At 65.0% G+C, this 26,311-nt stretch carries 22 protein-coding genes; 15 read left to right on the plus strand and 7 right to left on the minus strand.

Features of this window, described 5'->3' with window-relative positions; translation table 11 throughout:
• The first annotated feature begins 136 nt into the window (after positions 1 to 136).
• Positions 137 to 913 carry a DUF1223 domain-containing protein gene (locus tag X265_RS01935; protein WP_128963387.1) on the plus strand — a complete coding sequence of 259 codons (777 nt, stop codon included), beginning with the start codon at positions 137 to 139 and terminating at the stop codon, positions 911 to 913.
• Between the two features lie 578 nt (positions 914 to 1,491).
• On the plus strand, positions 1,492 to 1,863 hold the full coding sequence (locus X265_RS01940) for a DUF2794 domain-containing protein (protein WP_128963388.1): 372 nt from the start codon (positions 1,492 to 1,494) through the stop codon (positions 1,861 to 1,863).
• Between the two features lie 17 nt (positions 1,864 to 1,880).
• On the opposite strand, the gene X265_RS01945 is transcribed toward X265_RS01940, so the two are convergent.
• From X265_RS01945 to X265_RS01960, 4 genes are all read right to left on the minus strand, one after another.
• The gene (locus tag X265_RS01945) at positions 1,881 to 2,411 is read right to left on the minus strand and encodes a GNAT family N-acetyltransferase (RefSeq protein ID WP_128963389.1); all 531 of its coding nucleotides are present in this window, start codon (positions 2,409 to 2,411) and stop codon (positions 1,881 to 1,883) included.
• A 219-nt stretch (positions 2,412 to 2,630) separates the two neighbouring features.
• Positions 2,631 to 3,422: a Bax inhibitor-1/YccA family protein gene (locus X265_RS01950; protein WP_128963390.1), complete on the minus strand. Its 792-nt coding sequence runs from the start codon at positions 3,420 to 3,422 to the stop codon at positions 2,631 to 2,633.
• A gap of 283 nt (positions 3,423 to 3,705) precedes the next feature.
• The gene (locus tag X265_RS01955; RefSeq protein ID WP_128963391.1) at positions 3,706 to 6,276 is read right to left on the minus strand and encodes an ABC transporter permease; all 2,571 of its coding nucleotides are present in this window, start codon (positions 6,274 to 6,276) and stop codon (positions 3,706 to 3,708) included.
• Complete coding sequence (locus X265_RS01960; protein ID WP_128963392.1) at positions 6,273 to 6,995, minus strand: ABC transporter ATP-binding protein; 723 nt, start codon at positions 6,993 to 6,995, stop codon at positions 6,273 to 6,275. Before X265_RS01960 ends, X265_RS01955 begins: the two co-directional genes overlap by 4 nt.
• Before the next feature lie 55 nt (positions 6,996 to 7,050).
• Here X265_RS01960 and X265_RS01965 point away from each other — a divergent pair, with 55 nt between their 5' ends.
• The 12 genes from X265_RS01965 (at position 7,051) to X265_RS02020 (ending at position 21,095) form a co-directional block, all read left to right on the plus strand.
• Positions 7,051 to 7,686: an arylesterase gene (locus X265_RS01965; RefSeq protein ID WP_164938960.1), complete on the plus strand. Its 636-nt coding sequence runs from the start codon at positions 7,051 to 7,053 to the stop codon at positions 7,684 to 7,686.
• Between the two features lie 174 nt (positions 7,687 to 7,860).
• Positions 7,861 to 8,397 carry an RNA 2',3'-cyclic phosphodiesterase gene (gene thpR / locus X265_RS01970; RefSeq protein WP_128963394.1) on the plus strand — a complete coding sequence of 179 codons (537 nt, stop codon included), beginning with the start codon at positions 7,861 to 7,863 and terminating at the stop codon, positions 8,395 to 8,397.
• Positions 8,398 to 8,611: 214 nt separating this feature from the next.
• Positions 8,612 to 9,796, plus strand: a complete 1,185-nt coding sequence (gene zapE, locus X265_RS01975) for a cell division protein ZapE (protein WP_128963395.1) — start codon at positions 8,612 to 8,614, stop codon at positions 9,794 to 9,796.
• 253 nt (positions 9,797 to 10,049) lie between these two features.
• Positions 10,050 to 11,018: a malate dehydrogenase gene (mdh, locus tag X265_RS01980; protein ID WP_128963396.1), complete on the plus strand. Its 969-nt coding sequence runs from the start codon at positions 10,050 to 10,052 to the stop codon at positions 11,016 to 11,018.
• A 201-nt stretch (positions 11,019 to 11,219) separates the two neighbouring features.
• Positions 11,220 to 12,416 (plus strand): ADP-forming succinate--CoA ligase subunit beta, encoded by a 1,197-nt coding sequence (gene sucC / locus X265_RS01985; RefSeq protein ID WP_128963397.1) that lies wholly within the window; start codon positions 11,220 to 11,222, stop codon positions 12,414 to 12,416.
• Between the two features lie 4 nt (positions 12,417 to 12,420).
• The gene (locus X265_RS01990; protein WP_128963398.1) at positions 12,421 to 12,900 is read left to right on the plus strand and encodes a DUF1579 family protein; all 480 of its coding nucleotides are present in this window, start codon (positions 12,421 to 12,423) and stop codon (positions 12,898 to 12,900) included.
• Positions 12,901 to 12,935: 35 nt separating this feature from the next.
• A complete protein-coding gene (sucD, locus tag X265_RS01995) occupies positions 12,936 to 13,820 on the plus strand; it encodes a succinate--CoA ligase subunit alpha (RefSeq protein ID WP_128963399.1) in 885 nt (294 codons plus the stop codon).
• Positions 13,821 to 13,957: 137 nt separating this feature from the next.
• Positions 13,958 to 16,915, plus strand: a complete 2,958-nt coding sequence (locus X265_RS02000) for a 2-oxoglutarate dehydrogenase E1 component (RefSeq protein WP_128963400.1) — start codon at positions 13,958 to 13,960, stop codon at positions 16,913 to 16,915.
• A 109-nt stretch (positions 16,916 to 17,024) separates the two neighbouring features.
• Positions 17,025 to 18,257, plus strand: a complete 1,233-nt coding sequence (gene odhB / locus X265_RS02005; protein WP_128963401.1) for a 2-oxoglutarate dehydrogenase complex dihydrolipoyllysine-residue succinyltransferase — start codon at positions 17,025 to 17,027, stop codon at positions 18,255 to 18,257.
• Positions 18,258 to 18,311: 54 nt separating this feature from the next.
• Positions 18,312 to 19,073: an SDR family oxidoreductase gene (locus X265_RS02010; RefSeq protein WP_128963402.1), complete on the plus strand. Its 762-nt coding sequence runs from the start codon at positions 18,312 to 18,314 to the stop codon at positions 19,071 to 19,073.
• A gap of 55 nt (positions 19,074 to 19,128) precedes the next feature.
• A complete protein-coding gene (gene lpdA, locus X265_RS02015; RefSeq protein ID WP_128963403.1) occupies positions 19,129 to 20,529 on the plus strand; it encodes a dihydrolipoyl dehydrogenase in 1,401 nt (466 codons plus the stop codon).
• 35 nt (positions 20,530 to 20,564) lie between these two features.
• The gene (locus X265_RS02020; RefSeq protein WP_128963404.1) at positions 20,565 to 21,095 is read left to right on the plus strand and encodes a hypothetical protein; all 531 of its coding nucleotides are present in this window, start codon (positions 20,565 to 20,567) and stop codon (positions 21,093 to 21,095) included.
• A gap of 169 nt (positions 21,096 to 21,264) precedes the next feature.
• On the opposite strand, the gene X265_RS02025 is transcribed toward X265_RS02020, so the two are convergent.
• On the minus strand, positions 21,265 to 21,855 hold the full coding sequence (locus X265_RS02025; RefSeq protein ID WP_128963405.1) for a DUF4337 domain-containing protein: 591 nt from the start codon (positions 21,853 to 21,855) through the stop codon (positions 21,265 to 21,267).
• Between the two features lie 114 nt (positions 21,856 to 21,969).
• Positions 21,970 to 22,935 carry a tyrosine recombinase XerC gene (locus X265_RS02030; protein WP_128963406.1) on the minus strand — a complete coding sequence of 322 codons (966 nt, stop codon included), beginning with the start codon at positions 22,933 to 22,935 and terminating at the stop codon, positions 21,970 to 21,972.
• Between the two features lie 113 nt (positions 22,936 to 23,048).
• On the opposite strand from X265_RS02030, the gene X265_RS02035 reads away from it, so the two are divergent.
• A complete protein-coding gene (locus X265_RS02035; protein WP_128963407.1) occupies positions 23,049 to 25,259 on the plus strand; it encodes a primosomal protein N' in 2,211 nt (736 codons plus the stop codon).
• 228 nt (positions 25,260 to 25,487) lie between these two features.
• Here the strand turns inward: X265_RS02035 and X265_RS02040 are convergent, their stop codons facing one another.
• On the minus strand, positions 25,488 to 25,994 hold the full coding sequence (locus X265_RS02040) for a septal ring lytic transglycosylase RlpA family protein (protein ID WP_128963408.1): 507 nt from the start codon (positions 25,992 to 25,994) through the stop codon (positions 25,488 to 25,490).
• Positions 25,995 to 26,311: the final 317 nt, after the last annotated feature.

Raw genomic sequence — 26,311 nt, forward strand, 5'->3', positions numbered from 1 at the left:
TTTGCGGCATGCTTCAGATGGGCTCGTCCGGCGGAATCCCGCATTGGACGGTTGAACGTGCCGCGCCCCGTAAGACTACGGTGACCATCAGGCGATAAGCTTCCTCCCCAACGAATGACGATGTGTGACGTTCGACATGACTGGTATGGCTTCTAATCTCGTTACGCGCTGGTCCGGTGCATTCTGGTCGGGAGCGCTCGGTATCTGTGCCATCGTCGCCATCATCCGTCCCGCCCAGGCAGACCCCCGCGCCGTTGTCGAATTGTTTACCTCGCAGGGCTGCTCGTCCTGCCCGCCCGCCGACAAGATCATCGGTGACCTCGCCAAGGATCCCTCGATCATCGCGCTGAGCATGCCGATCGACTATTGGGATTATCTGGGCTGGAAGGACACGCTGGCGGATTCGCGTTTCTCGGCGCGGCAGCGCGCTTATTCACGGATGCGCGGCGACCGCGAGGTCTATACGCCGCAAGCGGTGGTCAACGGCGCCACGCACGTCATCGGCAGCGATCGTGCCGGCATCGAAAATGCGATCGGCAAGACCGACAAGGGCCTGGGCGTGATGAGCGTTCCCGTCACGATGTCGCTCGCGGGCAAGCAGATCAACGTGTCGGTCGCCGCGAGCAAGGAACCTGCGGTCTCGCATGGCGAGGTCTGGATCTGCTCGATCGCGAAATCGGTGCCGATCGAAATCAGCCGTGGCGAAAACCGCGGACAGCAGATCACCTACCACAACGTCGTGCGCAACCTGCTCAAGGTCGGCGACTGGAACGGCCATCCGGAAAGCTGGACGGTACCGCTCGAGAATCTGACGTCGCGCGACGGCGTCGACGGTGCGGTGGTCTACGTCCAGGACGGCAGCCGCGAAAGACCCGGTGCGATGCTGGGCGCGGCGTACACGTCGCTGCACTGAAGCGCGGCACGAGACATTCCCTGCTCTTCTTCATCATTCCGGGGCGCGCGAAGCGCGAGCCCGGAACCCATCTATCCGCATCTTCAGACGAGAAATAGATTCTCAGATGCGCGATGGCGCATCGTAGCTCGCGCTTCGCGCGCTCCGGAATGACAGCCGGAAGTAAAACACCCCGCCACAAACAAAAAAGGACCAACTCGCGTTGGCCCTCCTTGTCGCGCGTACAGACCCGATCCTGTTCGACCCCGGGGGGCTGGGGGCTGAGGAATCCGGAACCGAAAGGACCGGGTCAACGCACGTCAGTCTCTTCGCAGTGCAGGGCGGCAGGCGATGGGCGGAAAAGCGGCGATCCTGTGATTCCTGCTAACGATCCCGTGACGGTTTGCCGCTGACAAGTTCCACCGTTGCGTGTGTCGTGATTCGCCAGCTCTCGACGAGGTGAGCCCCGTCCTCCGGGGGCCGTTCAGGAGCCCCCTTGCGGCGGGGAACAGTTGGCGCAATCATACCGATGTCATGGTCCGCGGCTCCGGGGACGGTCTTCGCGGGGGCGGTCATGCGATGCGATGAGGAGGCGCCCCATGAGCTTGACGTCGGAGGATGCCGATCCGAGCGAGCAGCGCGCAGTGGCGCGTCCCGTCGCTGCGAATGCTCAGCCGAGCAGGGTGACGTTCAACCGGCTGGAGCTGCACCGAATTCTCAACCTCTATGGCCGGATGGTCGCCGACGGCGAGTGGCGCGATTACGCCATCGATTTCCTGAAAGACCGCGCGGTGTTCTCGGTCTATCGCCGCGCCTCCGAAGTGCCGATCTACCGCATCGAGAAGGATCCGCGGCTCGCCCGCAAGCAGGGCATGTACAGCGTGATCTCGGCGACCGGGCTGATCCTGCGCCGTGGCCACGAGCTCGAGCGCGTGCTGCTGGTGATCGACCGGAAACTGGCGGTGGTCTAACCCGACCAACAGGGAATCTACTTCGCCGGCACGCTCGTCGCGCCCTCGCCGAGCTCGCGCTGCATCATCACCGTATCCAGCCAGCGGCCGAATTTCAGGCCGACATTCGGATGCGTGCCGATCATCTTGAAGCCGCCTCTGGTATGCACGCCGATCGAGCCGGCATTGGCGGAATCGCCGATCACGGCGATCATCTGGCGGAAGCCGCGCGCCTCGCATTCCCTGATCAGCCGCTCCAGCAGCAACGACCCGATGCCGCGGCGGTGGAAGCCGGGGTCGAGATAGATCGAGTTCTCGACCGTGAAGCGATAGGCCGGCCGCGGCCGGTAGGCGCCGGCATAGGCGTAGCCGGCGACTCGGTCATCCAGGATGGCGACGAAATAGGGGTAGCCCCCATCGACCAACGCGCGATAGCGGCGCGTCATCTCGGCAAGATCGGGCGGTTCCAGCTCGAACGTCGCGGTGCCCTCGCGGACGGCCTGCTGATAGATCGCGGTGATGGCGGGAAGGTCGGCCTCGGTCGTGGGCCTGATTTCGGGTGCGGACATGGCAGGCAGGATAGAGCCTTCGTCTGGTTGCTGGAAGAGGCTGTGCCGCCTTCCACACCCGTCATTGCGATCGAAGCGAAGCAATCCAGAAATGCATCCGCGGAGGGACATTGGGTTGCTTCGTCGCAAGAGCTCCTCGCAATGACGGGGAGGGCACGGGCCAAACAAAAACCCCGGCCTTGCGGCCGGGGTTCGTGTCCGTTCTCTCAGGTCTGGCGCTTAGTCGCGCTGGCCGAGAAGCTGCAGCAGCAGCGTGAACAGGTTGATGAAGTTCAAGTACAGCGACAGTGCGCCGGTGATGGCCGCACGCTCTGCGATGTCACCGCCGGCCGAGGCGTAGCCGTAGATGTAGTCGTTCTTCAGCCGCTGGGTGTCCCAGGCGGTCAGGCCCGCGAACACCAGCACGCCGACCACCGAGACGATGAACTGCAGCGCCGAGCTGGCCAGGAACAGGTTGACCAGGCTCGCGATGATGATGCCGATCAGGCCCATGAACAGGAACGAGCCCATGCCGCTCATGTCACGCTTGGTGGTGTAGCCATAGAGGCTCAGCGCACCGAAGGTCGCCGCGGTGATGAAGAACACCCGGACGATCGAGGTGTGCGTGTACACCAGGAAGATCGAGGACAGCGAGATGCCCATCAGCGCCGAGAACACCCAGAACAGGATCTGGGCGGTCGAGGGTGCCAGACGGTTGATGCCGGCCGAGATCACGAACACCATGGCGAGGGGCGCCAGCATGAACAGATATTTCAGCGGGCTCACGAACATGGCGTAGCCGAACGGCGTCAGGAACAGCTTGCCGACGCGGACAGCTTCCGCGGTCGGAACGTCGGTCACGGCAGCCATGTAGACACCGAGCGCGGCCAGGCCGGTGATGGCAAGGCCAATGCTCATGTAGTTGTAGATGCGCAGCATGTAGGCGCGCAGGCCGGCGTCGACCGTCGCGGCGTCAACACGCCCGGCGGCCCTGCCGAAAGGAGAAGCGTAGTTACGGTTGAGGTCCGACATGGTCGAATTCCCGTTGGTTGGTCCGGTCTGCACGAGGGTCGCCGTGCCGCCGGTTCGTCAAACTCTATCTCGGATACCGATGCCTGCCGACATTAATTTTGGCTAACAATCGGGGCTCCGAACCCACTCGATATGTGGGAAACTAACACATTCGCTGCAACCGTCCACGCGCGGCCGAATGTCGCCCTCGGCGCGCCTTCCTGACGACAGCCTGACAAGCAGATGTGGTTAATCGCGGGAATCGCGCGATTCCGGTCCTCCCGCCGCCATCCGCTACCTTTTGTCACAAATTCCGCAACACCGTGGCGGGCTTTTTGTTCAACGCCAAGAGCGTTCCGGCGAGCCCTAGCCCGACGGTGACGACCAGGGCGGCTGCCACCACGCCGGCCGCGCTTGCAGCCTGCCAGACGAAGGTCAGCGTCATCAGCCGCGTCACGATCATCCAGGCCGCTAAGCTGCCGGCAATCACGCCGAACACCGCGGTGGCGAGCCCGATCAGGAGATATTCGAGCGCATAAGCGCCGAGCAGCCGCAGCCGCGTGGCGCCGAGCGTCTTCAGGATCACCGCATCATAGACCCGGTGGCGATGGCCGGCGGCGAGCGCGCCTCCCAGCACCAGGATCGCCGAGATCAGGGTCACGGCGCTGGCGCCGCGGATGGCGAGCGCGAGGTTGGTCACGACCGAGCCGACCGTCTCCATCACCTCGCGTACCCGCACGCTCGTCACCATCGGATAGGCGTCGGCCACCTGCTTGATGATCTTGCCGTCGCTCGCCGCATCGCCGCCGGCCTCGGTCAGGGTCGCGATGTGGGTGTGCGGCGCGCCCTTGAAGGCGCCCGGCGAGAACACCAGCACGAAATTGATGCCGAGCCCCTGCCAGTCGATGGTCCTGAGATTGCCGATTTTCGCCGGGATGTCGCGGCCGAGCACGTTGACCACGACCTCGTCGCCGAGCTTCAGGCCGAGGCCGTCGGCGATCTTCTTCTCCATCGAGACCAGCGGCGGGCCGGAATAGTCGGCGCTCCACCATTCGCCCTCGACCACCTTGGAGCCTTTCGGCAGCTCGCCGGTGTAGGTCAGGCCGCGGTCGCTCTGCAGCACCCATTCGGAATCGGTGGACGGCTTGAGGTCCTCGGCGCGCACGCCGCGAGCGGCGACGATCCGCCCGCGCAGCATAGGCACGTCCTCGATCTTCGCGCCGGGAGCGACCTGGTGCAGATAATCGTCGAACGCGGCGGCCTGCGTGCTCGGAATGTCGATGAAGTAGAACGAGGGGGCGCGATCGGGCAGCGCGGCGAGGAACTGCCGGCGCAGATTGCCGTCGATCTGGGTGATGGTGACCAGTACGGCGAGACCCAAGCCCAGCGACAGCACGACCGAGGGCGTCAGCGCGCCCGGCCGGTGGATGTTGGCGATCGCCAGCCGCAGCATGGTAAAGCGCGTCCGCGGCAGCCGCCGCGCGATCGCCATCAGCACGGCGGCGACCCCGCGCAGCACGGCGAACACGACGACGGAGGAGACCACGAACACCGCGGCGATGCGCTTGTCGAACGACAACCCGATCACGACAGCCACGAGGAGCACGACAACGACGGCCATGAACACGAGATAGCTCGCGCGGGGGCGGTGCCATTCGGCCGCGACGGTGTCGCGGAACAGCGCGGCGACCGGCACGTCGTGCACGCGTCCGAGCGGCCACAGGCCGAAGGCGAGCGCGGTCAGGAGGCCGTAGACGAAGGACAGCGCGAGCTCGCCCTCATGCACCGCCGGCACCACCGGCAGCGGCAGCAGCTTGCCGAACAGACCGACGATCGCAAACGGCATTGCCGCGCCGAGCGCCAGCCCGATCACCGAGCCAATCGCGGCGAGCAGGATCACCTGCGCGAGATAGATGCCGAACACGTCGCGGCCCGTAGCGCCGACGGCCTTGAACGCCGCGATAACCTCCAGCCGGCGGTCGATATGGCTCTTCACCGCGTTGGCGACACCGACGCCGCCGACCAGGAGCGCAGCGAGGCCGACTAGCGTCAGGAATTGCGTGAAGCGGCCGATGTTGCGCTCGAGCTGCGGCGAGGCGTTGGAGCGGCTGCGCACCTCCCAGCCGGCCTGTGGCGCGACCTTGCGCGCGTCCGCGATGAAAGCCTCGGTGTCGCGGTCGCTGTTGGCGGTCTGAGGCAGCTTCACGCGGTAGACCCAGCGCACCAGGCTGCCCGGCTGGATCAGGCCGGTGGCGCGCAAGGCCGCCTCGCTGATCAAAAAGCGCGGGCCGAAGCCGATGCCGCCGGCGAGCTTGTCGGGCTCGGCCTCGACGCTCGATCGGATCTGGAAGGTCGCAGACCCAATGGTGACGCGGTCGCCGATCTTGAGCGACAGCCGCGCCAGCAGCGCCGGATCAGCGGCCGCGCCGAACGCACCGTCGCGCTCCGCGAGCAGGTCGGTCAGCGGCAGCTGCGGCGCCAGCGTCAGCTGCCCGAGCATCGGATAGGTGTCGTCGACCGCCTTCATCTCGACCAGCGCCAGCTTGCCCTCGGCCGAGCGCGCCATGCCGCGCAGAGTGGCCGCCGTCGAGACGGTCCCCCGCGAGCGCAGGAAGGCGACCTCTTCAGGTTTCGCCTCGCGCTGGAACAGCACGAAGGAGACGTCGCCGCCGAGCAGCGTGCGCCCCTCGCGCGCGAGACCATCGGAGAGGCTCGCCGACACCGAGCCGACGCCGGCGATCGCCATCACGCCGAGCGCGATGCAGGCGATGAAGACGTAGAAGCCGCGCAGGCCGCCGCGCAATTCGCGCAACGCATAGCGGAGCGCCAGCGCGACGCCGTTCGGCTTCGCAAACGGTTCGACGGCGACGCTCATGCGTGGGTCGTCTGCGTGTCGATGCGGCCCGAGCGCAGGCGGATCACGCGATCGCAGCGATGCGCGAGCGAGGAATCGTGCGTGACCAGCACCAGCGTCATGCCGCGCTCGGCGTGCTTGGTGAACAAAAGATCGACGATCTGTTTGCCCGTCGTCTCGTCGAGATTGCCGGTCGGCTCGTCGGCAACGAGGATGGCGGGATCGGGCGCCAGCGCGCGCGCGAGCGCGACGCGCTGCTGCTCGCCGCCGGAGAGCTGCGTCGGATAATGATGCAGCCGGTCGCCGAGGCCGACCGATCGCAGCTCTTCGGCCGCGCGCTTGCTCGCGTCGGGATTGCCGGCGAGCTCGAGCGGCACCGCCACGTTCTCGAGCGCCGTCATGGTCGGGATCAGATGGAAGGACTGGAAGACGATGCCGACCTGGCGGCCGCGGAAGCGCGCCAGCGCATCCTCGTCGAGGGCATTGAAAGGCGTGCCCGACACCACCACCTCTCCGCTATCAGGACGCTCCAGCCCCGCCATCACCATCAGCAGCGTGGATTTGCCCGAACCTGACGGGCCGATCAGGCCGATCGTCTCGCCCGAGCCGACGCGCAGGCTGATATCCTTGAGAATGTGAACGCGTGCCGCCCCCGTACCCAGTGAGAGATTGACGTTGGAGATGGCGATGGTGTCCGGCGTCGTGCCGGCGAGGGAAGAGGGTTCGATGCTGATGTCCATGGTCCGGTCATATGGCAAGTCCGCACGCGCGGTCGAGAGGCGTTACGGATTGTTCATGCACATAGCCGTGTTGATGCTCGCTTTGATGACGCTCGCCCGTCCGGCTTGGGCCGAGACGACAAAACCGGTCAAGCTCGTCGTCCTCGGTGATTCCTTGAGCGCGGGTCTTGGTCTTCCGGCCCAGGAGGCGTTCCCGGCCAAGCTTCAAAAAGCCTTGCAGGCCAAGGGTATAGAGGTCGAGATGACCAACGCGGGCGTGTCCGGCGACACCTCGTCCGGCGGGCGGGACCGGCTCGACTGGTCGGTGCCCGACGGAACCGACGGCGTGATCGTCGAGCTCGGCGCCAACGACGCGATGCGCGGCATCGATCCCGACTTGACGCGGGCGGCGCTGACCGACATCGTTCAGCGCCTCAAGGCGCGCAAGATCGCCGTGATGCTGTGTGGCATGCTGGCGCCGCCGAATTTCGGCGCCGATTATGGCGCGCGCTTCAATTCGATTTATCCTGATCTGGCGAAGCAGTTCGACGTGCCGCTCTATCCGTTCTTCCTCGACGGCGTCGCGGCCGACGCCAGGCTCAACCAGGCCGACGGCATTCACCCGACCGCTGAAGGCGTCGACATCGTCGTTGGCAAGATGCTGCCCACCGTGGAGGCATTCATTGGCACCATCAACGAGCATCCGCGTTGAAAAACGGGCAGCGCTAACCCTAACTCCCAGGGTTTTCCCGGGGTGAAGCGCACGCTGCTTCGCAGAGTCACACAACTGCGATAGGAATCAGGGTACCGGTGATTCGTCGCCGGCTCTAATTTGGATATGGTTCTGCTTCGTGGGGCCGTAGCCAAGCATCGGGAGTGCGAAACGATGCCGCGTTTGTTCACTGGTCTGGAAATTCCGGCCGAGATCGGCCAGTCGCTTTCCAACTTACGGGGCGGCCTTCCCGGCGCCCGGTGGATCGATCCCGAAAATTATCACGTCACGTTACGCTTCATCGGCGATATCGACGGCGCCTCCGCCAACGAGATCGCGTCGATGCTGTTTCGCGTCGACCGCAAGCCGTTCGAGGTCAAGGTGCAGGGGCTGACGAGCTTCGGCGGCCGCAAACCGCGCGCGGTGGTCGCCACCATCGCGCCGAGCAAGCCGCTGATGGAATTGCAGGCCGAGCTCGAACGCATGATGCAGCGGATCGGCCTCGATCCGGAGGGACGCAAATACATCCCGCACGTCACGTTGGCCCGGCTGCACGACGCCTCCGACCGCGACGTCGCCGACTATCTCTCGATCCGCGGCTACTTCCCGAGCAAGGCGTTCACGGCGGAGCGCTTCGTGCTGTTCTCCTCGCGCGCATCGACCGGCGGCGGCCCGTACGTGGTTGAGGACGCCTATGAGCTGTGTGAGTGATCTCTTCTTCACCTCTCCCCGCTCGCAGGGAGATGTCGGATTGCTCTGCAATCCGGGTGAGCGGGTACAGGTCTCACGACGATCTCACGCGTTGAGAGAGGCCCCTCACCCCAACCCTCTGCCCGCAAGAGCGGGGCGAGCGAGAAGAAAGCGCATAGCGCCCCGCACCAATTGACGGCTTGCAATTTCCGCCGGTCTCTGGCGGTAAAGGGCGATGCTCTCCACCCCGAATTCCTCCTTCAGCGATGCATACCAGGCCCAGATCGCGTCCGGCGCGATCGAGCCCGACGCCGCGCAGGCCGAAGTCGCCGAGGCCTATGCCGCGCTCGATCTGCGGCTCGCGAACTATAGCCCCAAGCGCAAGCAGGGCCTGCTCGCCCGCCTCTTCAGCGGCGACAAGGATGAGGCGCCGCACGGGCTCTACATCCACGGCGATGTCGGTCGCGGCAAGACCATGCTGATGGATCTGTTCTTCCATCACTCTGACGTCGAGCACAAGCGCCGCGCGCATTTCCACGAATTCATGGCCGACGTGCACGAGCGCATCTACGATTATCGCCAGAGCATCGCGCGCGGACAGATCCCCGACGGCGACGTCATCGCGCTGACGGCGAACGCGATCTTCGAGGAAAGCTGGCTGCTTTGCTTCGACGAATTCCACGTCACCGACATCGCCGACGCGATGATCCTCGGACGTCTGTTTGCCAAATTGTTCGAGCTCGGCACCGTCGTGGTCGCGACCTCCAACGTCGCGCCTGACGATCTCTACAAGGGCGGTTTGAACCGCGCGCTGTTCCTGCCCTTCATCAAGCAGATCACCGAGCACATGGACGTCTCGCGCCTCGATGCGCGCACCGACTTCCGGCTGGAAAAGCTGCAGGGCGTCCCGATGTGGCTGACACCGGCGGACGGCGATGCCGACGCCGCGCTCGACCGTGCCTGGGCGAAGATGACCGGCAACGCCAAATGCAAGTCGCACGACATCCAGATCAAGGGCCGCACCCTGCACGTGCCGTGCGCGGCCCATGGCGTGGCGCGGTTTGCGTTTGCCGATCTCTGCGAGAAGCCGCTCGGTGCATCCGACTACCTCAGGCTGGCGCACGACTATCACACCATCCTGGTCGACCATATTCCAGTGATGGACTTCTCCCGGCGCAACGCGGCCAAGCGCTTCATCACGCTGATCGACACGCTCTATGACAATGCCGTGAAGCTGATGGCCTCCGCGGACGCCAACCCGATCTCGCTCTATCTCGCCACCGAGGGCGTTGAGGCCATGGAGTTCAAGCGGACCGCCTCGCGCCTGATCGAGATGAGCTCGGAATCGTATTTGGCGCTGCCTCACGGCCGCAAGGATTCCACCGCCAGCGGCTCCACCAAGGGGTTGGTGGAGACTTAAGTCCTATTTGCCAGCGCTGTCATTCCGGGCCGCGTGAAGCGCCAGCCCGACAGCCATCGCGTCTCGAACTCTGCCGGCCGATCGATTCCGGGCCTGCGCCTGTCGGCGCATCCCGGAATGACAGACGGGGTATGCTGGCTGCGATTGCGGCAAGCCCGACAAATGGGCATCCGGCGACTTGAACGGGGGAGGCGAAAGGGATAACCACCCGTCTCAGTTTTCCCCTCCTTACGTGTCTAAAGGACAGGTTCACATGGCGCGCGACAAGATTGCTTTGATTGGCTCCGGTCAAATCGGCGGAACGCTGGCTCACCTCATCGGCCTCAAAGAACTGGGCGACGTCGTGATGTTCGACATCGCCGAAGGCGTGCCGCAGGGCAAGGCGCTCGACATCGCGCAGTCCTCGCCGGTCGACGGTTTCGACGCGAACTACACCGGCGCCAACTCCTACGAGGCGCTCGACAACGCCAAGGTCTGCATCGTCACCGCCGGCGTGCCGCGCAAGCCCGGCATGAGCCGCGACGACCTTCTCTCCATCAACCTCAAGGTCATGGAGCAGGTCGGTGCGGGCATCAAGAAGTACGCTCCCGACGCTTTCGTCATCTGCATCACCAACCCGCTCGACGCGATGGTCTGGGCGCTGCAGAAGGCCTCCGGCCTGCCGCACAAGAAGGTCGTCGGCATGGCCGGCGTGCTCGATTCCGCGCGCTTCCGCTACTTCCTGGCCGACGAATTCAACGTCTCCGTCGAGGACGTCACCGCCTTCGTGCTCGGCGGCCATGGCGACACCATGGTGCCGCTGGTGAAGTACTCCACCGTCGCCGGCATCCCGCTGCCCGACCTCGTCAAGATGGGCTGGACCTCGCAGGCGCGTCTCGACGAGATCGTCGACCGCACCCGCAACGGCGGCGCCGAGATCGTCAATCTGCTCAAGACCGGCTCGGCGTTCTACGCTCCGGCCGCTTCGGCCATCGCGATGGCCGAGAGCTATCTGCGCGACAAGAAGCGCGTCCTGCCCTGCGCCGCGTACCTGAACGGCGAATACAGCGTGAAGGACATGTATGTCGGCGTGCCGGTCGTGATCGGCTCCAAGGGCGTCGAGCGTGTCGTCGAGATCGAGCTCGGCGGCAAGGACCGCGAAGCCTTCGACAAGTCGGTCGGCGCGGTGCAGGGCCTGGTTGACGCCTGCAAGAAGATCGCACCCGATCTTCTCGGCCGCTAAGCGCGACAATTCCCCGCCGAAGATCGAAACCCGGTCTTCGGCGGTTTCATTTCCGGACCCCGGCTGACCGGATGGGGGCCGGATCCGAGATTTCCGATGTGAAAGAATCCGGGTTGCAGTTCCTGTGGTATATGGTATGCCAGCCACAAGACTGAGGTGGGCCTTGAGGGGTCACCGCCCGCGGGTTCAGGGAGCGACCATATGAATATCCATGAATATCAGGCCAAGGCGCTGCTGGGTGAGTTCGGTGTGCCGATCTCCAAGGGCGTTCCGGTCCTTCAAGCGAGCGACGCGGAAGCCGCTGCCAAGGCGCTGCCCGGTCCGGTCTATGTGGTGAAGAGCCAGATCCACGCCGGCGGCCGCGGCAAGGGCACGTTCAAGGAAGCCTCGGCCGGCGACAAGGGCGGCGTCCGCATCGCCAAGTCGACCGCTGAGGTTGCCGAATTCGCCAAGCAAATGCTGGGCGCGACGCTGGTGACCGTCCAGACCGGCCCCGCCGGCAAGCAGGTCAACCGCCTCTACATCGAGGACGGCTCCGACATCGACAAGGAATTCTATCTCTCGATCCTGGTCGACCGCGAGACCTCGCGCGTTTCCTTCGTCGTCTCGACCGAAGGCGGCGTCAACATCGAGGACGTCGCGCACAACACGCCCGAGAAGATCGCGACCTTCTCGGTCGATCCCGCCACCGGAATCATGGGCCATCACGGCCGTACCGTCGCCAAGGCGCTGAAGCTCTCCGGTGATCTCGCCAAGCAGGCCGAGAAGCTCACCGCGCAGCTCTATGCGGCCTTCGTCGCCAAGGACATGTCGATGCTGGAGATCAACCCGCTGGTCGTGACCAAGCAGGGCCAGCTCCGCGTGCTCGACGCCAAGGTGTCGTTCGACGACAACGCGCTGTTCCGTCATCCCGAAGTGGTCGCGCTGCGCGACGAGACCGAGGAAGACGCCAAGGAAATCGAAGCGTCGAAATACGACCTCAACTACGTCACCCTCGACGGCAACATCGGCTGCATGGTCAACGGCGCCGGCCTCGCCATGGCGACGATGGACATCATCAAGCTCTACGGCATGGCGCCGGCGAACTTCCTCGACGTCGGCGGCAGCGCCAGCAAGGAGAAAGTCGCCGCAGCGTTCAAGATCATTACCGCCGATCCCAACGTGAAGGGGATCCTGGTCAACATCTTCGGCGGCATCATGAAGTGCGACGTGATCGCCGAGGGCGTCACGGCCGCCGTGCGCGAGGTCGGCCTCAGCGTGCCGCTGGTGGTTCGCCTCGAAGGCACCAATGTCGAACTCGGCAAGAAGATCATCCGTGAATCCGGCTTGAACGTGGTGCCCGCCGACAATCTCGACGACGCCGCGCAGAAGATCGTGAAGGCCGTCAAGGGAGGCTAAGGCCATGGCCCAGGACCATCTCTCCGCATCATCTCCACTTGCAGAGCATGCGCGTCTCGCCGCGTTCGCCGGCGAATGGAATGGTGAAGAGACGGTCTTTCCGTCGCGCTGGACGGAAGGGGGGCCTGCCACCTCGCATGTGGTCGCGCGCATGGATCTCAATGGATTCTATCTGATCCAGGACACGGTCCAGGTGCGCGAGGGCAAGCAGAGCTTCGCCACCCACGGCATCTTCACCTTCGACCGCGACGACCGGACCTACAAATTGTTCTGGTACGATTCGCTCGGTTACACGCCGCCCTCGCCCGCCTCCGGCGGCTGGGTCGGCAAGACCCTGACGCTGGTGCGCGGCTCGCTCCGCGGCAATGCGCGCCACGTCTACGAGATCATCGACGCCGATTCCTACTCGTTGAAGATCCAGTTCTCGCCGGATGCGGAAGGCTGGGCCGACGTGCTCACCGGCGTCTATCGCCGCATCCACTGACCTCTCACTCCGTTAGTTTCGCGAAAGCAGACCTCATGTCCATCCTGATCGACAAGAACACCAAGGTCATCTGCCAGGGCTTCACCGGCAAGAACGGCACCTTCCATTCCGAGGCTGCGATTGCTTACGGCACCAAGATGGTCGGCGGCACTTCGCCCGGCAAAGGCGGCTCGACCCATCTGAACCTGCCGGTGTTCGACACCGTGCGCGAGGCGCGCGAGAGGACCGGTGCCGATGCCTCGGTGATCTACGTGCCGCCGCCGGGCGCGGCGGATGCGATCTGCGAAGCCATCGACGCCGAGATCCCGCTGATCGTCTGCATCACCGAAGGCATTCCGGTCATCGACATGGTGCGCGTGAAGCGCTCGCTGATCGGCTCCAAGTCGCGTCTGATCGGGCCGAACTGCCCGGGCGTCATGACTGCCGGCGAGTGCAAGATCGGCATCATGCCAGCCAACATCTTCAAGACCGGCTCCGTCGGCATCGTCTCCCGCTCTGGCACGCTGACCTATGAAGCCGTGTTCCAGACCTCGCAGGAGGGCCTCGGCCAGACCACCGCGGTCGGCATCGGCGGCGATCCCGTCAAGGGCACCGAGTTCATCGACGTCCTGGAAATGCTGCTGGCCGACCCCAAGACTGAATCCATCATCATGATCGGCGAGATCGGCGGTTCCGCCGAGGAGGACGCCGCCCAGTTCCTCAAGGACGAGGCCAAGCGCGGCCGCAAGAAGCCGATGGTCGGCTTCATCGCTGGCGTCACCGCACCTCCCGGCCGCCGCATGGGCCATGCCGGCGCGATCATCTCGGGCGGCAAGGGCGATGCCGGTTCCAAGACCGAGGCGATGAAATCGGCAGGGATTACAGTGTCCCCGTCGCCCGCCCGCCTCGGCCATACGCTTGCCGAAAAGTTGAAAGGCTAATTCACTTCTTCGTACTTTTCCGGGCGAAGTTTCGCAGCAAATAGGGTAAAGGGTGCCTGTCGCGTCGAGCCCTTGTCGGGGGAGCTCGGCGCCAGCGCCGTTTGTTATGCGCGAACCGAAATCGCCAGGAACCCAGTATGTCTCGCCAGGACGCGAACGCAGCCTTTGCCCTGTCATCATTCTTGCAGGGCACCAACGCCACCTACATCGACGAAATCTACGCCCGCTACCAGAAGGACCCCTCCTCGGTCGACGCCGAGTGGCAGGAGTTTTTCAAGAGCCTGAACGACGCCCCTGCTGACATCAGCAAGAACGCGGAAGGCCCGTCCTGGGAGCGGGATAACTGGCCGTTGACGCCGCAGGACGACCTGACCTCCGCGCTCGACGGCAACTGGGCCGAAGTCGAGAAGACGGTCGGCGGCAAGATCGCCGCCAAGGCACAAGCCAAGGGTGCTGCGCTCTCCTCCGCCGACTTGCTCCAGGCGACGCGCGATTCCGTCCGCGCGCTGATGCTGATCCGCTCCTACCGCATGCGCGGCCACTTCCACGCCAAGCTCGATCCGCTCGGCATCGAGGCCCAGCGCAACCGCGAAGAGCTTGATCCGCGCACCTACGGCTTCACGGAAGCCGATTTCGATCGCAAGATCTTCCTCGATCACGTGCTCGGGCTCGAATACGGCACGTTGCGCGAGATCACCGCGATCTGCGAGCGCACCTATTGCCAGACGCTCGGCGTCGAGTTCATGCATATCAGCAATGCCGCTCAGAAGGCCTGGATCCAGGAGCGCATCGAGGGGCCGGACAAGGAAATCTCGTTCACCCGCGAAGGCCGGCGCGCCATCCTGATGAAGCTGGTCGAGGCCGAGGGCTTCGAAAAGTTCTGCGACACCAAGTTCACCGGCACCAAGCGCTTCGGCCTCGACGGCGGTGAAGCCCTGATCCCCGCGCTCGAGCAGATCATCAAGCGCGGCGGCAATCTCGGCGTGAAGGAAATCGTGCTGGGCATGCCGCATCGCGGCCGCCTCAACGTGCTGACGCAGGTGATGGGCAAGGCGCACCGCGCGCTGTTCCACGAGTTCAAGGGCGGCTCGGCCAATCCCGACGCGGTCGAAGGCTCGGGCGACGTCAAGTATCACCTCGGCGCCTCCTCGGACCGCGAGTTCGACGGCAACCGCATCCATCTGTCGCTGACCGCCAACCCCTCGCATCTCGAGATCGTCGATCCCGTGGTGCTCGGCAAGGTCCGCGCCAAGCAGGACCAGCACGGCGATCCGCCTGACATGCGCATCTCCGTGATGCCGCTTCTGATGCACGGCGACGCCGCGTTTGCCGGTCAGGGCGTGGTTGCAGAATGCTTCGGCCTGTCGGACCTGAAGGGCTACCGCACCGGCGGCTCCGTGCACTTCATCGTCAACAACCAGATCGGCTTCACCACCTATCCTCGTTACTCGCGCTCTTCGCCCTATCCGTCCGACGTGGCGAAGATGATCGACGCGCCGATCTTCCACGTGAACGGCGACGATCCGGAAGCCGTCGTGTTTGCCGCCAAGGTCGCGACCGAATTCCGGCAGAAGTTCCACAAGCCTGTCGTCATCGACATGTGGTGCTATCGCCGCTACGGCCACAACGAGGGCGACGAACCGGCATTCACCCAGCCGGTGATGTACAAGCGGATCGCCGCCCATCCCTCGACCCTCACGCTCTACGCCAAGCGCCTGGTCGCCGAAGGCGTGGTCACCGAGGGGGAGGTCGACAAGCTGAAGGCCGATTGGCGCGCCCGGCTCGATGCCGAGTTCGAGGCCGGCACCTCCTACAAGCCGAACAAGGCCGACTGGCTCGACGGCAAATGGGCGGGCTTCAAGATCGCCGACCAGGAAGAGGATGCGCGCCGCGGCGTCACCGGCGTCGACCTGCCGCTCCTGAAGGACATCGGCCGCAAGATCACCAAGGTGCCGGATGGTTTCCGCGTTCACCGCACCATTCAGCGTTTCCTCGATAACCGCGCCAAGGCGATCGACAGCGGCAACGGTATCGACTGGGCGACCGGCGAAGCGCTGGCCTTCTGCACGCTGCTCGGGGAAGGCCACCATGTCCGCCTGTCCGGACAGGATTCGGAGCGCGGCACCTTCTCGCAGCGCCACTCGGTGCTGATCGACCAGGAAGACGAGAGCCGCTACACGCCGTTCAACCATCTCGGCAACGAGCAGGGCCATTACGAGGTCATCAACTCGCTGCTGTCGGAAGAAGCGGTGCTCGGCTTCGAATACGGCTACTCGCTCGCCGAGCCGAACACGCTGACCCTCTGGGAGGCCCAGTTCGGCGACTTCGCCAACGGTGCACAGGTCGTGTTCGACCAGTTCATCTCCTCGGGCGAGCGCAAATGGCTGCGCATGTCCGGTCTCGTCTGCCTGTTGCCGCACGGCTATGAAGGCCAGGGACCGGAGCACTCCTCGGCGCGCCTCGAGCGTTACCTGCAGATGTGCGCGGAAGACAACATGCAGGTGGTCTATCCGACCACGCCGGCGAACTACTTCCACGTGCTGCGCCGGCAGCTGCATCGCGAGATCCGCAAACCCCTGATCATGATGACGCCGAAATCGCTGCTGCGTCACAAGCGGGCGGTGTCGCGTCTGGAAGAGCTGGCGAAGGGCACGACCTTCCACCGCATCCTCTATGATGACGCCCAGATGCTGCCGGACGAGGCCATCAAGCTTGTCCCGGACGACAAGATCCGCCGCATCGTGCTCTGCTCCGGCAAGGTCTATTACGACCTCTACGAGGAGCGCGAGAAGCGCGGCATCGACGACATCTATTTGATGCGCGTCGAGCAGCTCTATCCGGTGCCGCTGAAGGCACTGGTGACCGAGCTGTCCCGCTTCAAGAAGGCCGAAGTGATCTGGTGCCAGGAAGAGCCGCGTAACATGGGCGCCTGGCACTTCATCGAGCCCTATCTGGAATGGGTGCTGAACCAGGTGAACGGCGCGAGCCGGCGTCCGCGTTATGTCGGCCGCGCCGCTTCCGCCGCGACAGCCACGGGTCTGATGTCCAAGCATCAGGCGCAGCTGAAGGCGTTCCTGGACGAAGCATTGAGCTGAAGTTTTTTTAGGACCTCGTCATACCCCGCCCTGTGCGCGATTCCGCACCGGGGCGGGCGATGACATCTGAATTCAAGACCGCACAAGCGATCTCCTTGAGGAAAAGACCATGACTGAAATTCGTGTGCCGACGCTCGGCGAATCCGTCACCGAGGCCACCATCGGCCGCTGGTTCAAGAAGGCCGGCGATCCCGTCGCCGTCGACGAGCCCTTGGTGGAGCTCGAGACCGACAAGGTCACCATCGAAGTCCCGGCGCCCTCCGCGGGCACGCTGAGCGAGATCATCGCCGCCGATGGCGCGACCGTTGCGGTCGGTGCGCTGCTTGGCCAGATCACCGACGGTGCCGGCGCCGCGAAGCCTGCGGCCGCGCCCGCCAAGCCCGCTGCTGCTCCGGCTCCCGCCGCGGCTGCTCCGGCTGCCGCGAAGGCGCCGCCGGCCGACGCCCCGCTCGCGCCGTCCGTGCGCAAGCTTTCGGCCGAGACCGGCGTCGACGCGTCGACCGTTCCGGGCTCGGGCAAGGACGGCCGCGTCACCAAGGGCGACATGCTCGCTGCGATCGAGCGTGCGGCCTCCGCGCCGACCCCGGTCAACCAGCCCGCTGCTGCCGTGCAGGTTCGCGCGCTATCGCCGGCCGATGACGCCGCCCGCGAAGAGCGCGTCAAGATGACCCGGCTGCGCCAGACCATCGCGCGCCGCCTCAAGGACGTGCAGAACACCGCGGCGATGCTGACGACCTTCAACGAGGTCGACATGACCAACGTGATGGCGCTGCGTGCCCACTACAAGGATGCGTTCGAGAAGAAGCACGGCGCCAAGCTCGGCTTCATGGGCTTCTTCACCAAGGCCGTCGTGCAGGCGCTGAAGGACATCCCGGCCGTCAACGCCGAGATCGACGGCAGCGATCTGATCTACAAGAACTATTACCACATCGGCGTCGCCGTCGGCACCGACAAGGGCCTCGTCGTGCCCGTGGTGCGCGACTGCGACCACAAGTCGATCTCCGACATCGAGAAGAGCATCGCCGATTTCGGCCGCCGCGCCCGTGACGGCCAGCTCAAGATCGACGAGATGCAGGGCGGCACCTTCACCATCACCAATGGCGGCATCTACGGCTCGCTGATGTCGACCCCGATCCTGAACGCGCCGCAATCGGGCATCCTCGGCATGCACAAGATCCAGGAGCGCCCGATGGTCGTCGGCGGCAAGATCGAGGTCCGCCCGATGATGTATCTGGCGCTGTCCTACGATCACCGCGTGATCGACGGCAAGGAAGCCGTCACCTTCCTGGTTCGCGTCAAGGAGAGCCTGGAAGATCCGGCGCGCCTGGTGCTCGATCTCTGATTCCTGACGCTCTGCGAGCGCCGTCGCGATATCAGCGGCGGCGCGTGTCGAACCATGGAGGCTGACGTGACGGATAACGTCGTTGTCATCACCGGCGGCAGCCGCGGCATCGGACGGGCGACCGCGATTGCGGCGGCCGCGCGCGGCTATCGCGTTGTGGTCGGCTATGCCAGCAACAAGAAGGCCGCCGACGAGGTCGTTGCGCAGATTGCAGCCAGCAACGGCAAGGCGATCGCGGTGAAATGCGATGTCGCCGAGGAAGCCGACATCCTCAATCTGTTCAGGGAAGCCGACAAGTTCGGCACGCTCGGCGCTCTCGTCAACAATGGCGGCATCGTCGGCCAAAGCGGCGTGCGCGTCGACGAGATGTCGGCCGAACGGATCCAGCGCGTGCTGGCGGTCAACGTCACCGGCTCCATCCTGTGCGCGCGCGAAGCGGTGAAGCGGATGTCGACCAAGCACGGCGGCAAGGGTGGCGTCATCGTCAATTTGTCGTCGGTCGCCGCCAAGCTCGGCGCGCCCAACACCTATGTCGACTATGCCGCGTCCAAGGGCGCGGTGGATTCCTTCACCATCGGGCTCGGCTATGAAGTCGCAGCCGAAGGTATCCGCGTCGCCGCGATCCGTCCCGGCCTGATCGACACCGACATCCACGCCGCCGGCGGCGAGCCCGACCGGCATCATCGGCTGGCTCATCTGGTGCCGATGAAGCGCGTCGGCACCGCGGACGAAATCGCCAATGCCATCGTCTGGCTGATGTCGGACGAGGCCTCCTACGTCACCTCAGCCATTCTCGATGTGTCCGGCGGACGCTGACGCGCCGCGTGGACGCTGACACCTCATCACGCTAAACCTTACGGGACTTTCTCTCATGGCTACCTACGATCTCGTCGTCATCGGCACCGGACCTGGCGGTTATGTCTGCGCGGTGCGCGCCAGCCAGCTCGGCATGAAGGTCGCCGTGGTCGAAAAGAACGCAACCCTCGGCGGCACCTGCCTCAACGTCGGCTGCATGCCCTCGAAGGCGCTGCTGCACGCCTCCGAGATGTTCGAGGAAGCCACGCATTCCTTCGCCAAGATGGGCGTGTCGGTGTCCGCGCCGAAGCTCGATCTGCCTGTCATGATGAACTTCAAGCAGCAGGGCATCGACGGCAACGTCAAGGGCGTCGAGTTCCTGATGAAGAAGAACAAGGTCGACGTGCTCAAGGGCACCGGCAAGATCCTTGGCACCGGCAAGGTCGAGGTCTCCGCCGACGGCAAGTCGCAGGTGATCGAGACCAAGAACATCGTGATCGCCACCGGCTCCGATATCGCCCGCCTCAAGGGCATCGAGATCGACGAGAAGCGCATCGTCTCCTCGACCGGTGCGCTGTCGCTGGACAAGGTCCCCGGCAAACTGCTGATCGTCGGCGCCGGCGTGATCGGCCTCGAGCTCGGCTCGGTCTGGCATCGCTTAGGTGCCGAAGTCGTCGTGGTCGAATTCCTCGATCGCATCCTGCCCGGCATGGACGGCGAAATTGCAAAGCAATTCCAGCGCATCCTCGAGAAGCAGGGCTTTGCGTTCAAGCTGGGGGCCAAGGTCACCGCGGTCGACACTTCGGGCAAGACGCTGAAGGCGACGATCGAGCCCGCCGCCGGCGGCGCGGCCGAGACGCTCGAGGCCGACGTCGTGCTCGTCTGCATCGGCCGCGTGCCGTACACGGATGGGCTCGGCCTGAAGGAAGCCGGCGTCGCGCTCGACGCGCGCGGCCGCGTGCAGATCGACCCGCATTTCGCCACCAGCCTGAAGGGCGTCTATGCCATCGGCGACGTCGTCGCCGGCCCGATGCTCGCGCACAAGGCCGAGGACGAGGGCGTTGCGGTTGCGGAGATCATCGCCGGTCAGGCCGGCCACGTGAATTACGACGTGATCCCGGGCGTCGTGTATACCACGCCGGAAGTGTCCTCCGTCGGCAAGACCGAGGAGGAGCTGAAACAGGCGGGCGTGGCTTATACCGTCGGGAAGTTTCCCTTTACCGCCAACGGCCGCTCCAAGGTCAACCAGACGACCGACGGCTTCGTGAAGATTCTCGCAGATGCGAAGACCGATCGCGTGCTCGGTGTTCACATCATCGGCCGCGAAGCCGGCGAAATGATCCACGAGGCCTGCGTTCTCATGGAGTTCGGCGGCAGCGCGGAAGATCTCGCCCGCACTTGCCACGCGCATCCGACCCGCTCGGAGGCCGTCAAGGAAGCCGCGCTTGCAGTCGGCAGGCGGGCCATCCATATGTAGGTTCGTGCCCAGAGCCGAATCGGGCGGGACATCACATGCTGCGCCGCCTTCTTCAACCGGTCTGGGTCCTGCTGGCGATCATCTTCCTGATCGAAGCCTGGCTGTGGGACCATCTCGAGCCGCTCGTTGCCAAGGTCGTCGCACTGATCCCGCTTGCCCGGTTCAAGGCGTGGCTGTCGGACCGCGTCGATGCACTCTCGCCGGCGATGACGCTGATCGTCTTCGCCGTTCCGATCATCCCGCTGTTTCCGCTCAAGCTGGTCGGCCTGTGGCTGCTTACGCACGAATACTGGACCAGCGCCGTCTTCACGATCCTGTTCGCCAAGATGCTCGGCGTCGGCGTCACCGCCTTCGTGTTCGACGTCACGCGCGACAAGCTCCTGGAGATGCACTGGTTCGAGTGGCTCTATGAGCTGGTCTTGAGGCTTCGCGCCAAGGCGACCGCGCTGGTCGAGCCGGTCAAGCGCCGCATCCGCGAGCTGATCAAAGGCAATCGCGAGGGCTGGTCCTCGCGCACGTTCCGCTTGATCCAGCGCTTCCGCAAGAGCGTGCACGAGGCGCGGTGAGCTGCCGGCTGCTTGCGCGCTGTCCTCGCCATATACTCGCTGTCATTGCCCGCGAAAGCGGGCAATCCAGTATTCCAGAGACGATTGTGATTGAACCGGGACGCCGCGGCGTACTGGATGCCCCGGTCAAGCCGGGGCGTGACAGCGGTACGCGTAGCGGCTCGTCGCCTCAATGCAAATGCAGCAGATGCGGCCACCACAGGCCGAGCGCGGTCATGACGATGCCGGCGAGGGTCAGCAGCCCGCCGACATAGGCGAGCGCGATCATGCCGGTGATGATGGTGGCCGACGCCAGCACGATGCCGATCTGGAAGGCGGCCGACGCGAGCTCGAAGTGATGATATTTCGCGGTCGCCTCGTCACGCTCGTGTTCGGCGTGCTTGGCCTTCTCCGCGAGCTGCTCGGTGCCTTCGCCGGTCTCGGGCTCCGAGCGGTAGCGCTGTGCGGTCTTGGTCCAGTCGTCGATCTGCTTCTGCACGGCCGCCTTCATGGCGTCGTCAGAGGCAGCACCCAGTGTCAGCTTGCCCTGCTCGGCGGCGGTCTGCACCACGGTGCGGCGGACGCTCTTGGCCTGGAAGAAGGCCCAGAGATTGGCGGCCTCGACGTTCTTGCTGATCGATTCGGTCTGCGCACCCTTGCCGAGCGTTTCCGAGATCGCCAGAAACAGCGCCAGCACCGCGATCAGAAGGGCGATCTTCTTGTTCTCGCCCGATGCGTGCTCGGCATGCTCGGCGTGCTCCATGCTTTCGTGTGCGCTCATGAATCCCTCCTGTCTCGGTTCCGCAACGATTGACCGAACCGCGCGGCCCGCGCAAGAGGCATGCGCGCGGACAAGCACGCTATGACAGCTTGATGTCAGGAATCAGCGTCCCCTTCAGCGCCTTGGATGCGCGCTGGCATAGACCTCCAGCAATCGCTCGGAATCGATGCCGGTATACACTTGCGTGGTCGAGAGCGAGGAATGGCCGAGCAATTCCTGGATCGCGCGCAGGTCGCCGCCGCGCGACAAGAGATGCGTTGCGAAGGAGTGCCGCAACGCGTGCGGCGTGGCGCTGTCGGGCAGCCCCAGCGCGCCGCGCAGCCGCTCCATCGCCAGCTGGATGATGCGCGGGCTCAAGGGTCCGCCGCGCGCGCCGACGAAGATCGGCCCATCGGCGGGGAGCGCATGCGGGCACATCGCGACATATTCGTCGATCAGCGCCAGCACGTTTTGCAGCACTGGCACCATGCGGGTCTTGTTGCCCTTGCCTGTGACGACGAGCACGTCGCCTTCGCCTGATTTCGGCACCTCGCGGCGCTTCAGGCCGAGCGCCTCGGAGATGCGCAGGCCCGAGCCATAGAGCAGCGCCATCACGGCGGCGTCGCGGACGAGGATCCAGGTCTCGCGTTCCTCGCCGGCGCGCTCGTCGGCGTCCGCGAGACGTTTGGCCGACGCCATCGGCAACGGCTTCGGCAGGCTCTTTGCCACCTTGGGCGCACGGATCGCGGAGAGCGCGCCCACCTTGCCCTTGCCTTCGCGCTCGAGGAAGCGGCCGAACGAGCGCAGGCCGGCGAGCGCGCGCATCAAGGAGCGGCCGGCAATCTCGTCGGCGCGGCGCACCGCCATGAAGGCGCGCACGTCGGTGGCTTCGAGCGCAGCGAAGCGCTCCAACGTGACGCGCTCGCCCCAATGATTGCTGAGGAAGTCCAGGCATTGCCGCAAGTCGCGGCCATAGGCTTCCAGCGTCTTCGGCGACAGCCGCCGCTCGGCGCCGAGATGCGACAGCCAGCGCGCCATCTCCTGCGCGATCGAGGGATCGGCGCTGGCGAGCTCGATTGTGGGGGCGGCGGCTTTGCTCATGCGCTCTGGACGGAATGATTCCGCACAGTATATCGCATCCCACAGGTTTACTGTTCGCTAAGGTGCCGACGGCGCGCTAGCCTTCAGTCCCGCAAGGTTCCGATTCTCCGCTCATGGATCACACGTCGCGCAGCAACGCCGCCTCCACCAATGCGACCGGCATGGTCGACGTGCTGGTGCCGGTCGCGCTCGACCAGACCTATTCCTACAAGGTGCCCCGCGGCATGGAGCTGAAGGCGGGCGATCTCGTCGGCGTGCCGCTGGGCGCGCGCGAGGTGCTCGCCGTGGTCTGGCGGGAAAACGCCAATCCCGATCCGCGCCTGCACAACCGCCTGAAGGAGGTCAGCGAGAAGCTCGATATTTCTCCGCTGAAGGGCGAGCTGCGCCAGGTGGTCGACTGGGTCGCCAATTACACGCTGAGCCCGCGCGGCATGGTGCTGCGCATGTGCCTGCGGATGGGCGAGAACCTCGGCCCCGAGCGTGTCCGCGCGGGCGTTCGCCTGACCGGCGACCCGCCGCGGCGGCTGACACCGGCGCGGCAGCGCGTCATCGAGGTGCTGTCGGACCGGCTGCTGCACGCCAAGTCCGAAGCGGCCAAGGAGGCCGGCGTCTCGGCCGGCGTGATCGACGGCCTCGTCGACGAAGGCACGCTGACGGTCGAGCCGATGCCGCCGCCGCCTCCGCCACCGCGCCCCGATCCGGAGTTCGGCCGCCCGGATTTCTCGCCGCTGCAGCGAGCCGGCGTCGATGCGATGCGCGCGCTCGCGGCCAACGGCACCTTCCACGTCGCGCTGCTCGACGGCGTCACCGGCTCCGGCAAGACCGAGGTCTATTTCGAGGCGGTGGCGGAGACCGTCCGCCGCGGCAAACAGGCGTTGATCCTGATGCCGGAGATCGCGCTGACCGGCCAGTTCCTGGATCGCTTCGCGCAGCGTTTTGGCGTGCGCCCGATCGAGTGGCATTCCGAGCTCACGCCGCGCACCCGCGCGCGCAACTGGGCCGCAATCTCGGAAGGCACCGCGCCGGTCGTGGTCGGCGCGCGCTCGGCGCTGTTTCTGCCCTATGCCGATCTCGGCCTCATCGTCGTCGATGAAGAGCACGACCAGGCCTACAAGCAGGACGAGGGCGTGCATTATCATGCCCGCGACATGGCGGTGGTGCGCGCGCATATCGCAAAAATCCCGATCGTGCTGGCCTCCGCCACGCCATCGGTCGAGTCCGAAGTCAATGCGCGCAAGAACCGCTATCAGCGCGTCGCGCTGCCCTCGCGCTTCGGCGGCCAGCACATGCCGCATATCGAGGCGATCGATCTGCGTCGCGAGCCGCCGGCGCGCGGCCGCTATATCTCGCCGCGGCTGGCCGGCGAGATCAGGGGGGCGATCGAAAAGCGCGAGCAGGCGCTGCTGTTTCTCAACCGCCGCGGCTATGCGCCGCTGACCTTGTGCCGTGCCTGCGGCCATCGCTTCGCCTGCACCATCTGCGACGCCTTGCTGGTCGATCATCGTTTCCGCCAGCGCCTGGTCTGCCATCACTGCGGTTTTTCGATGCCGCGGCCGCCCACCTGTCCGCATTGCGCGGCGGAGGAATCGCTGGTCGCGGTCGGCCCCGGCGTCGAGCGCTTGCAGGAGGAGGCGGCCGCGCTCTTCCCTGAAGCGCGCACCATGGTGCTGTCGAGCGATCTCATCACCTCGATCGAGACGATGCGCAGCGAGCTCGCCGAGATCGCGGAAGGCCGCGTCGACATCATCATCGGCACGCAGCTCGTCGCCAAGGGCCACAATTTCCCGCGGCTGAATCTCGTCGGCGTGGTCGATGCGGATCTCGGCCTTAGCAACGGCGATCCGCGCGCGGCGGAACGCACCTGGCAATTGCTCAACCAGGTGATCGGCCGCGCCGGCCGCGAGCAGGGCCGCGGCGTCGGCTATCTGCAGACGCATCAGCCCGATCACCCCGTGATGAAGGCTCTGATCGCCTGCGACCGCGAGGCCTTCTACGACAGCGAGATCGATCTGCGCGAGAGAACGCTCTATCCGCCGTTCGGCCGGCTCGCGAGCCTGATCATCTCTGCCGGCGATCGTCCGAGCGCCGAGGGCCTCGGCCGCAAGCTCGTTGCATTGGCGCCGCGCGACGAGCGCGTGGTGGTGCTGGGTCCCGCGGAAGCCCCGCTCGCCGTGATCAAGGGCCGTTACCGCTTCCGCATCCTGGTGAAATCGGCGCGAGGTTTTGATCTGTCGGATTATCTGCGCAACTGGCTGGCGGTGTGCCCGAAGCCATCAGGCAACCAGAAGCTGGAAGTGGACGTCGATCCGCAGAGCTTTTTGTAGCTCTCCGTCATTCCGGGGCATGCGAAGCATGAACCCGGAATCCATTCATCCCCCAAACTCTGCCGCCTGATGGATTCCGGGCTCATGCTATGCGCGCCCCGGAATGACGGACATTGAGGGCGCTGGCCAAACAAAAAAGCCCGTGGTCCCCCAAGACCACGGGCTTGTTTCACGCGCGCATCAAACCGATGGAAACTGCGCGTGTGAGATCAGGCGCGCGAAACGCCGTTAGGAGACGACTTCCGCGGTGACGCGGCCGACGCCGGCACCGGTGAGGCCGATGGCGCGGGCAGCGCCGGTGGAGAGGTCGAGCACGCGGCCGCGCACGAACGGGCCACGGTCATTGATGGTGACGATGACGCTCTGGCCGCCATGGGTGACGCGCAGCTTGGTGCCGAACGGCAGGGAGCGGTGCGCGGCGGTGAGGGCGTTCTGGTTGAAGCGCGCACCCGAGGCGGTGCGGCTGCCGGACTCGTTGCCGTAATACGAAGCCATGCCGGAGAAGGTCCGGCCCGTGCCCTGCGACGGCGTCATCGACGCATTGGCGTTGCGCCAACCGAAGGTCGCGTTGGAATCGTCCTGGGCTTGATGGCGGTGATGATGGTGAGAGTACCGGTGATGCCTCGATTTGGCGGAAGCTTCGGTGGCAGTTCCACCGATGACGAGAGTTGCAGCGACGAAAGCGATCGCCGTACGCGGCCGGGTCACGGTGCCCAGCGTCTTCAAAGACAGCATTTAGTGGTCCCTACGATAGTATTGCCACATATGTGGCTAGTGGAGCCCCCATCAGTTTGTGAGCGGGTTGGCGTTTCGATTCCCAATGAGGCATGAATTGGGCAGTAAATCCGGTATGTGTCCCGCTGAAATATCTTGTGACCGGAATCGATAATCGGCGGATGTTCCGTAATATTTCGCTTTAACGAATCTTTAACCACAGTATTACTTACGAATACTGTAGATCGAAGTCATAGCTGCCGGCGTTTAGAATTCGGTAAGTATTCGGCGGGCGGAGCCGGTCACGGCTCAGCGAGGCGTGTTCATAGCCGCCATGC

The organism is Bradyrhizobium guangdongense, from assembly GCF_004114975.1.
Taxonomy (GTDB): domain Bacteria; phylum Pseudomonadota; class Alphaproteobacteria; order Rhizobiales; family Xanthobacteraceae; genus Bradyrhizobium; species Bradyrhizobium guangdongense.

Excerpts from the sequence above, each read along its gene's own strand:
- sucD (WP_128963399.1), top strand. The coding sequence starts at position 12,936 with ATGTCCATCCTGATCGACAAGAACACCAAGGTCATCTGCCAGGGCTTC.
- X265_RS02040 (WP_128963408.1), bottom strand. The coding sequence starts at position 25,994 with ATGCTGTCTTTGAAGACGCTGGGCACCGTGACCCGGCCGCGTACGGCG.
- X265_RS01940 (WP_128963388.1), top strand. The coding sequence starts at position 1,492 with ATGAGCTTGACGTCGGAGGATGCCGATCCGAGCGAGCAGCGCGCAGTG.
- X265_RS01950 (WP_128963390.1), bottom strand. The coding sequence starts at position 3,422 with ATGTCGGACCTCAACCGTAACTACGCTTCTCCTTTCGGCAGGGCCGCC.
- X265_RS02025 (WP_128963405.1), bottom strand. The coding sequence starts at position 21,855 with ATGAGCGCACACGAAAGCATGGAGCACGCCGAGCATGCCGAGCACGCA.
- X265_RS02010 (WP_128963402.1), top strand. The coding sequence starts at position 18,312 with ATGGAGGCTGACGTGACGGATAACGTCGTTGTCATCACCGGCGGCAGC.
- X265_RS02000 (WP_128963400.1), top strand. The coding sequence starts at position 13,958 with ATGTCTCGCCAGGACGCGAACGCAGCCTTTGCCCTGTCATCATTCTTG.
- thpR (WP_128963394.1), top strand. The coding sequence starts at position 7,861 with ATGCCGCGTTTGTTCACTGGTCTGGAAATTCCGGCCGAGATCGGCCAG.
- zapE (WP_128963395.1), top strand. The coding sequence starts at position 8,612 with ATGCTCTCCACCCCGAATTCCTCCTTCAGCGATGCATACCAGGCCCAG.
- X265_RS01960 (WP_128963392.1), bottom strand. The coding sequence starts at position 6,995 with ATGGACATCAGCATCGAACCCTCTTCCCTCGCCGGCACGACGCCGGAC.
- X265_RS01945 (WP_128963389.1), bottom strand. The coding sequence starts at position 2,411 with ATGTCCGCACCCGAAATCAGGCCCACGACCGAGGCCGACCTTCCCGCC.
- mdh (WP_128963396.1), top strand. The coding sequence starts at position 10,050 with ATGGCGCGCGACAAGATTGCTTTGATTGGCTCCGGTCAAATCGGCGGA.
- X265_RS02035 (WP_128963407.1), top strand. The coding sequence starts at position 23,049 with ATGGATCACACGTCGCGCAGCAACGCCGCCTCCACCAATGCGACCGGC.
- X265_RS01965 (WP_164938960.1), top strand. The coding sequence starts at position 7,051 with ATGCACATAGCCGTGTTGATGCTCGCTTTGATGACGCTCGCCCGTCCG.
- X265_RS01990 (WP_128963398.1), top strand. The coding sequence starts at position 12,421 with ATGGCCCAGGACCATCTCTCCGCATCATCTCCACTTGCAGAGCATGCG.
- X265_RS02030 (WP_128963406.1), bottom strand. The coding sequence starts at position 22,935 with ATGAGCAAAGCCGCCGCCCCCACAATCGAGCTCGCCAGCGCCGATCCC.
- X265_RS01935 (WP_128963387.1), top strand. The coding sequence starts at position 137 with ATGACTGGTATGGCTTCTAATCTCGTTACGCGCTGGTCCGGTGCATTC.
- X265_RS01955 (WP_128963391.1), bottom strand. The coding sequence starts at position 6,276 with ATGAGCGTCGCCGTCGAACCGTTTGCGAAGCCGAACGGCGTCGCGCTG.
- X265_RS02020 (WP_128963404.1), top strand. The coding sequence starts at position 20,565 with ATGCTGCGCCGCCTTCTTCAACCGGTCTGGGTCCTGCTGGCGATCATC.
- odhB (WP_128963401.1), top strand. The coding sequence starts at position 17,025 with ATGACTGAAATTCGTGTGCCGACGCTCGGCGAATCCGTCACCGAGGCC.
- lpdA (WP_128963403.1), top strand. The coding sequence starts at position 19,129 with ATGGCTACCTACGATCTCGTCGTCATCGGCACCGGACCTGGCGGTTAT.
- sucC (WP_128963397.1), top strand. The coding sequence starts at position 11,220 with ATGAATATCCATGAATATCAGGCCAAGGCGCTGCTGGGTGAGTTCGGT.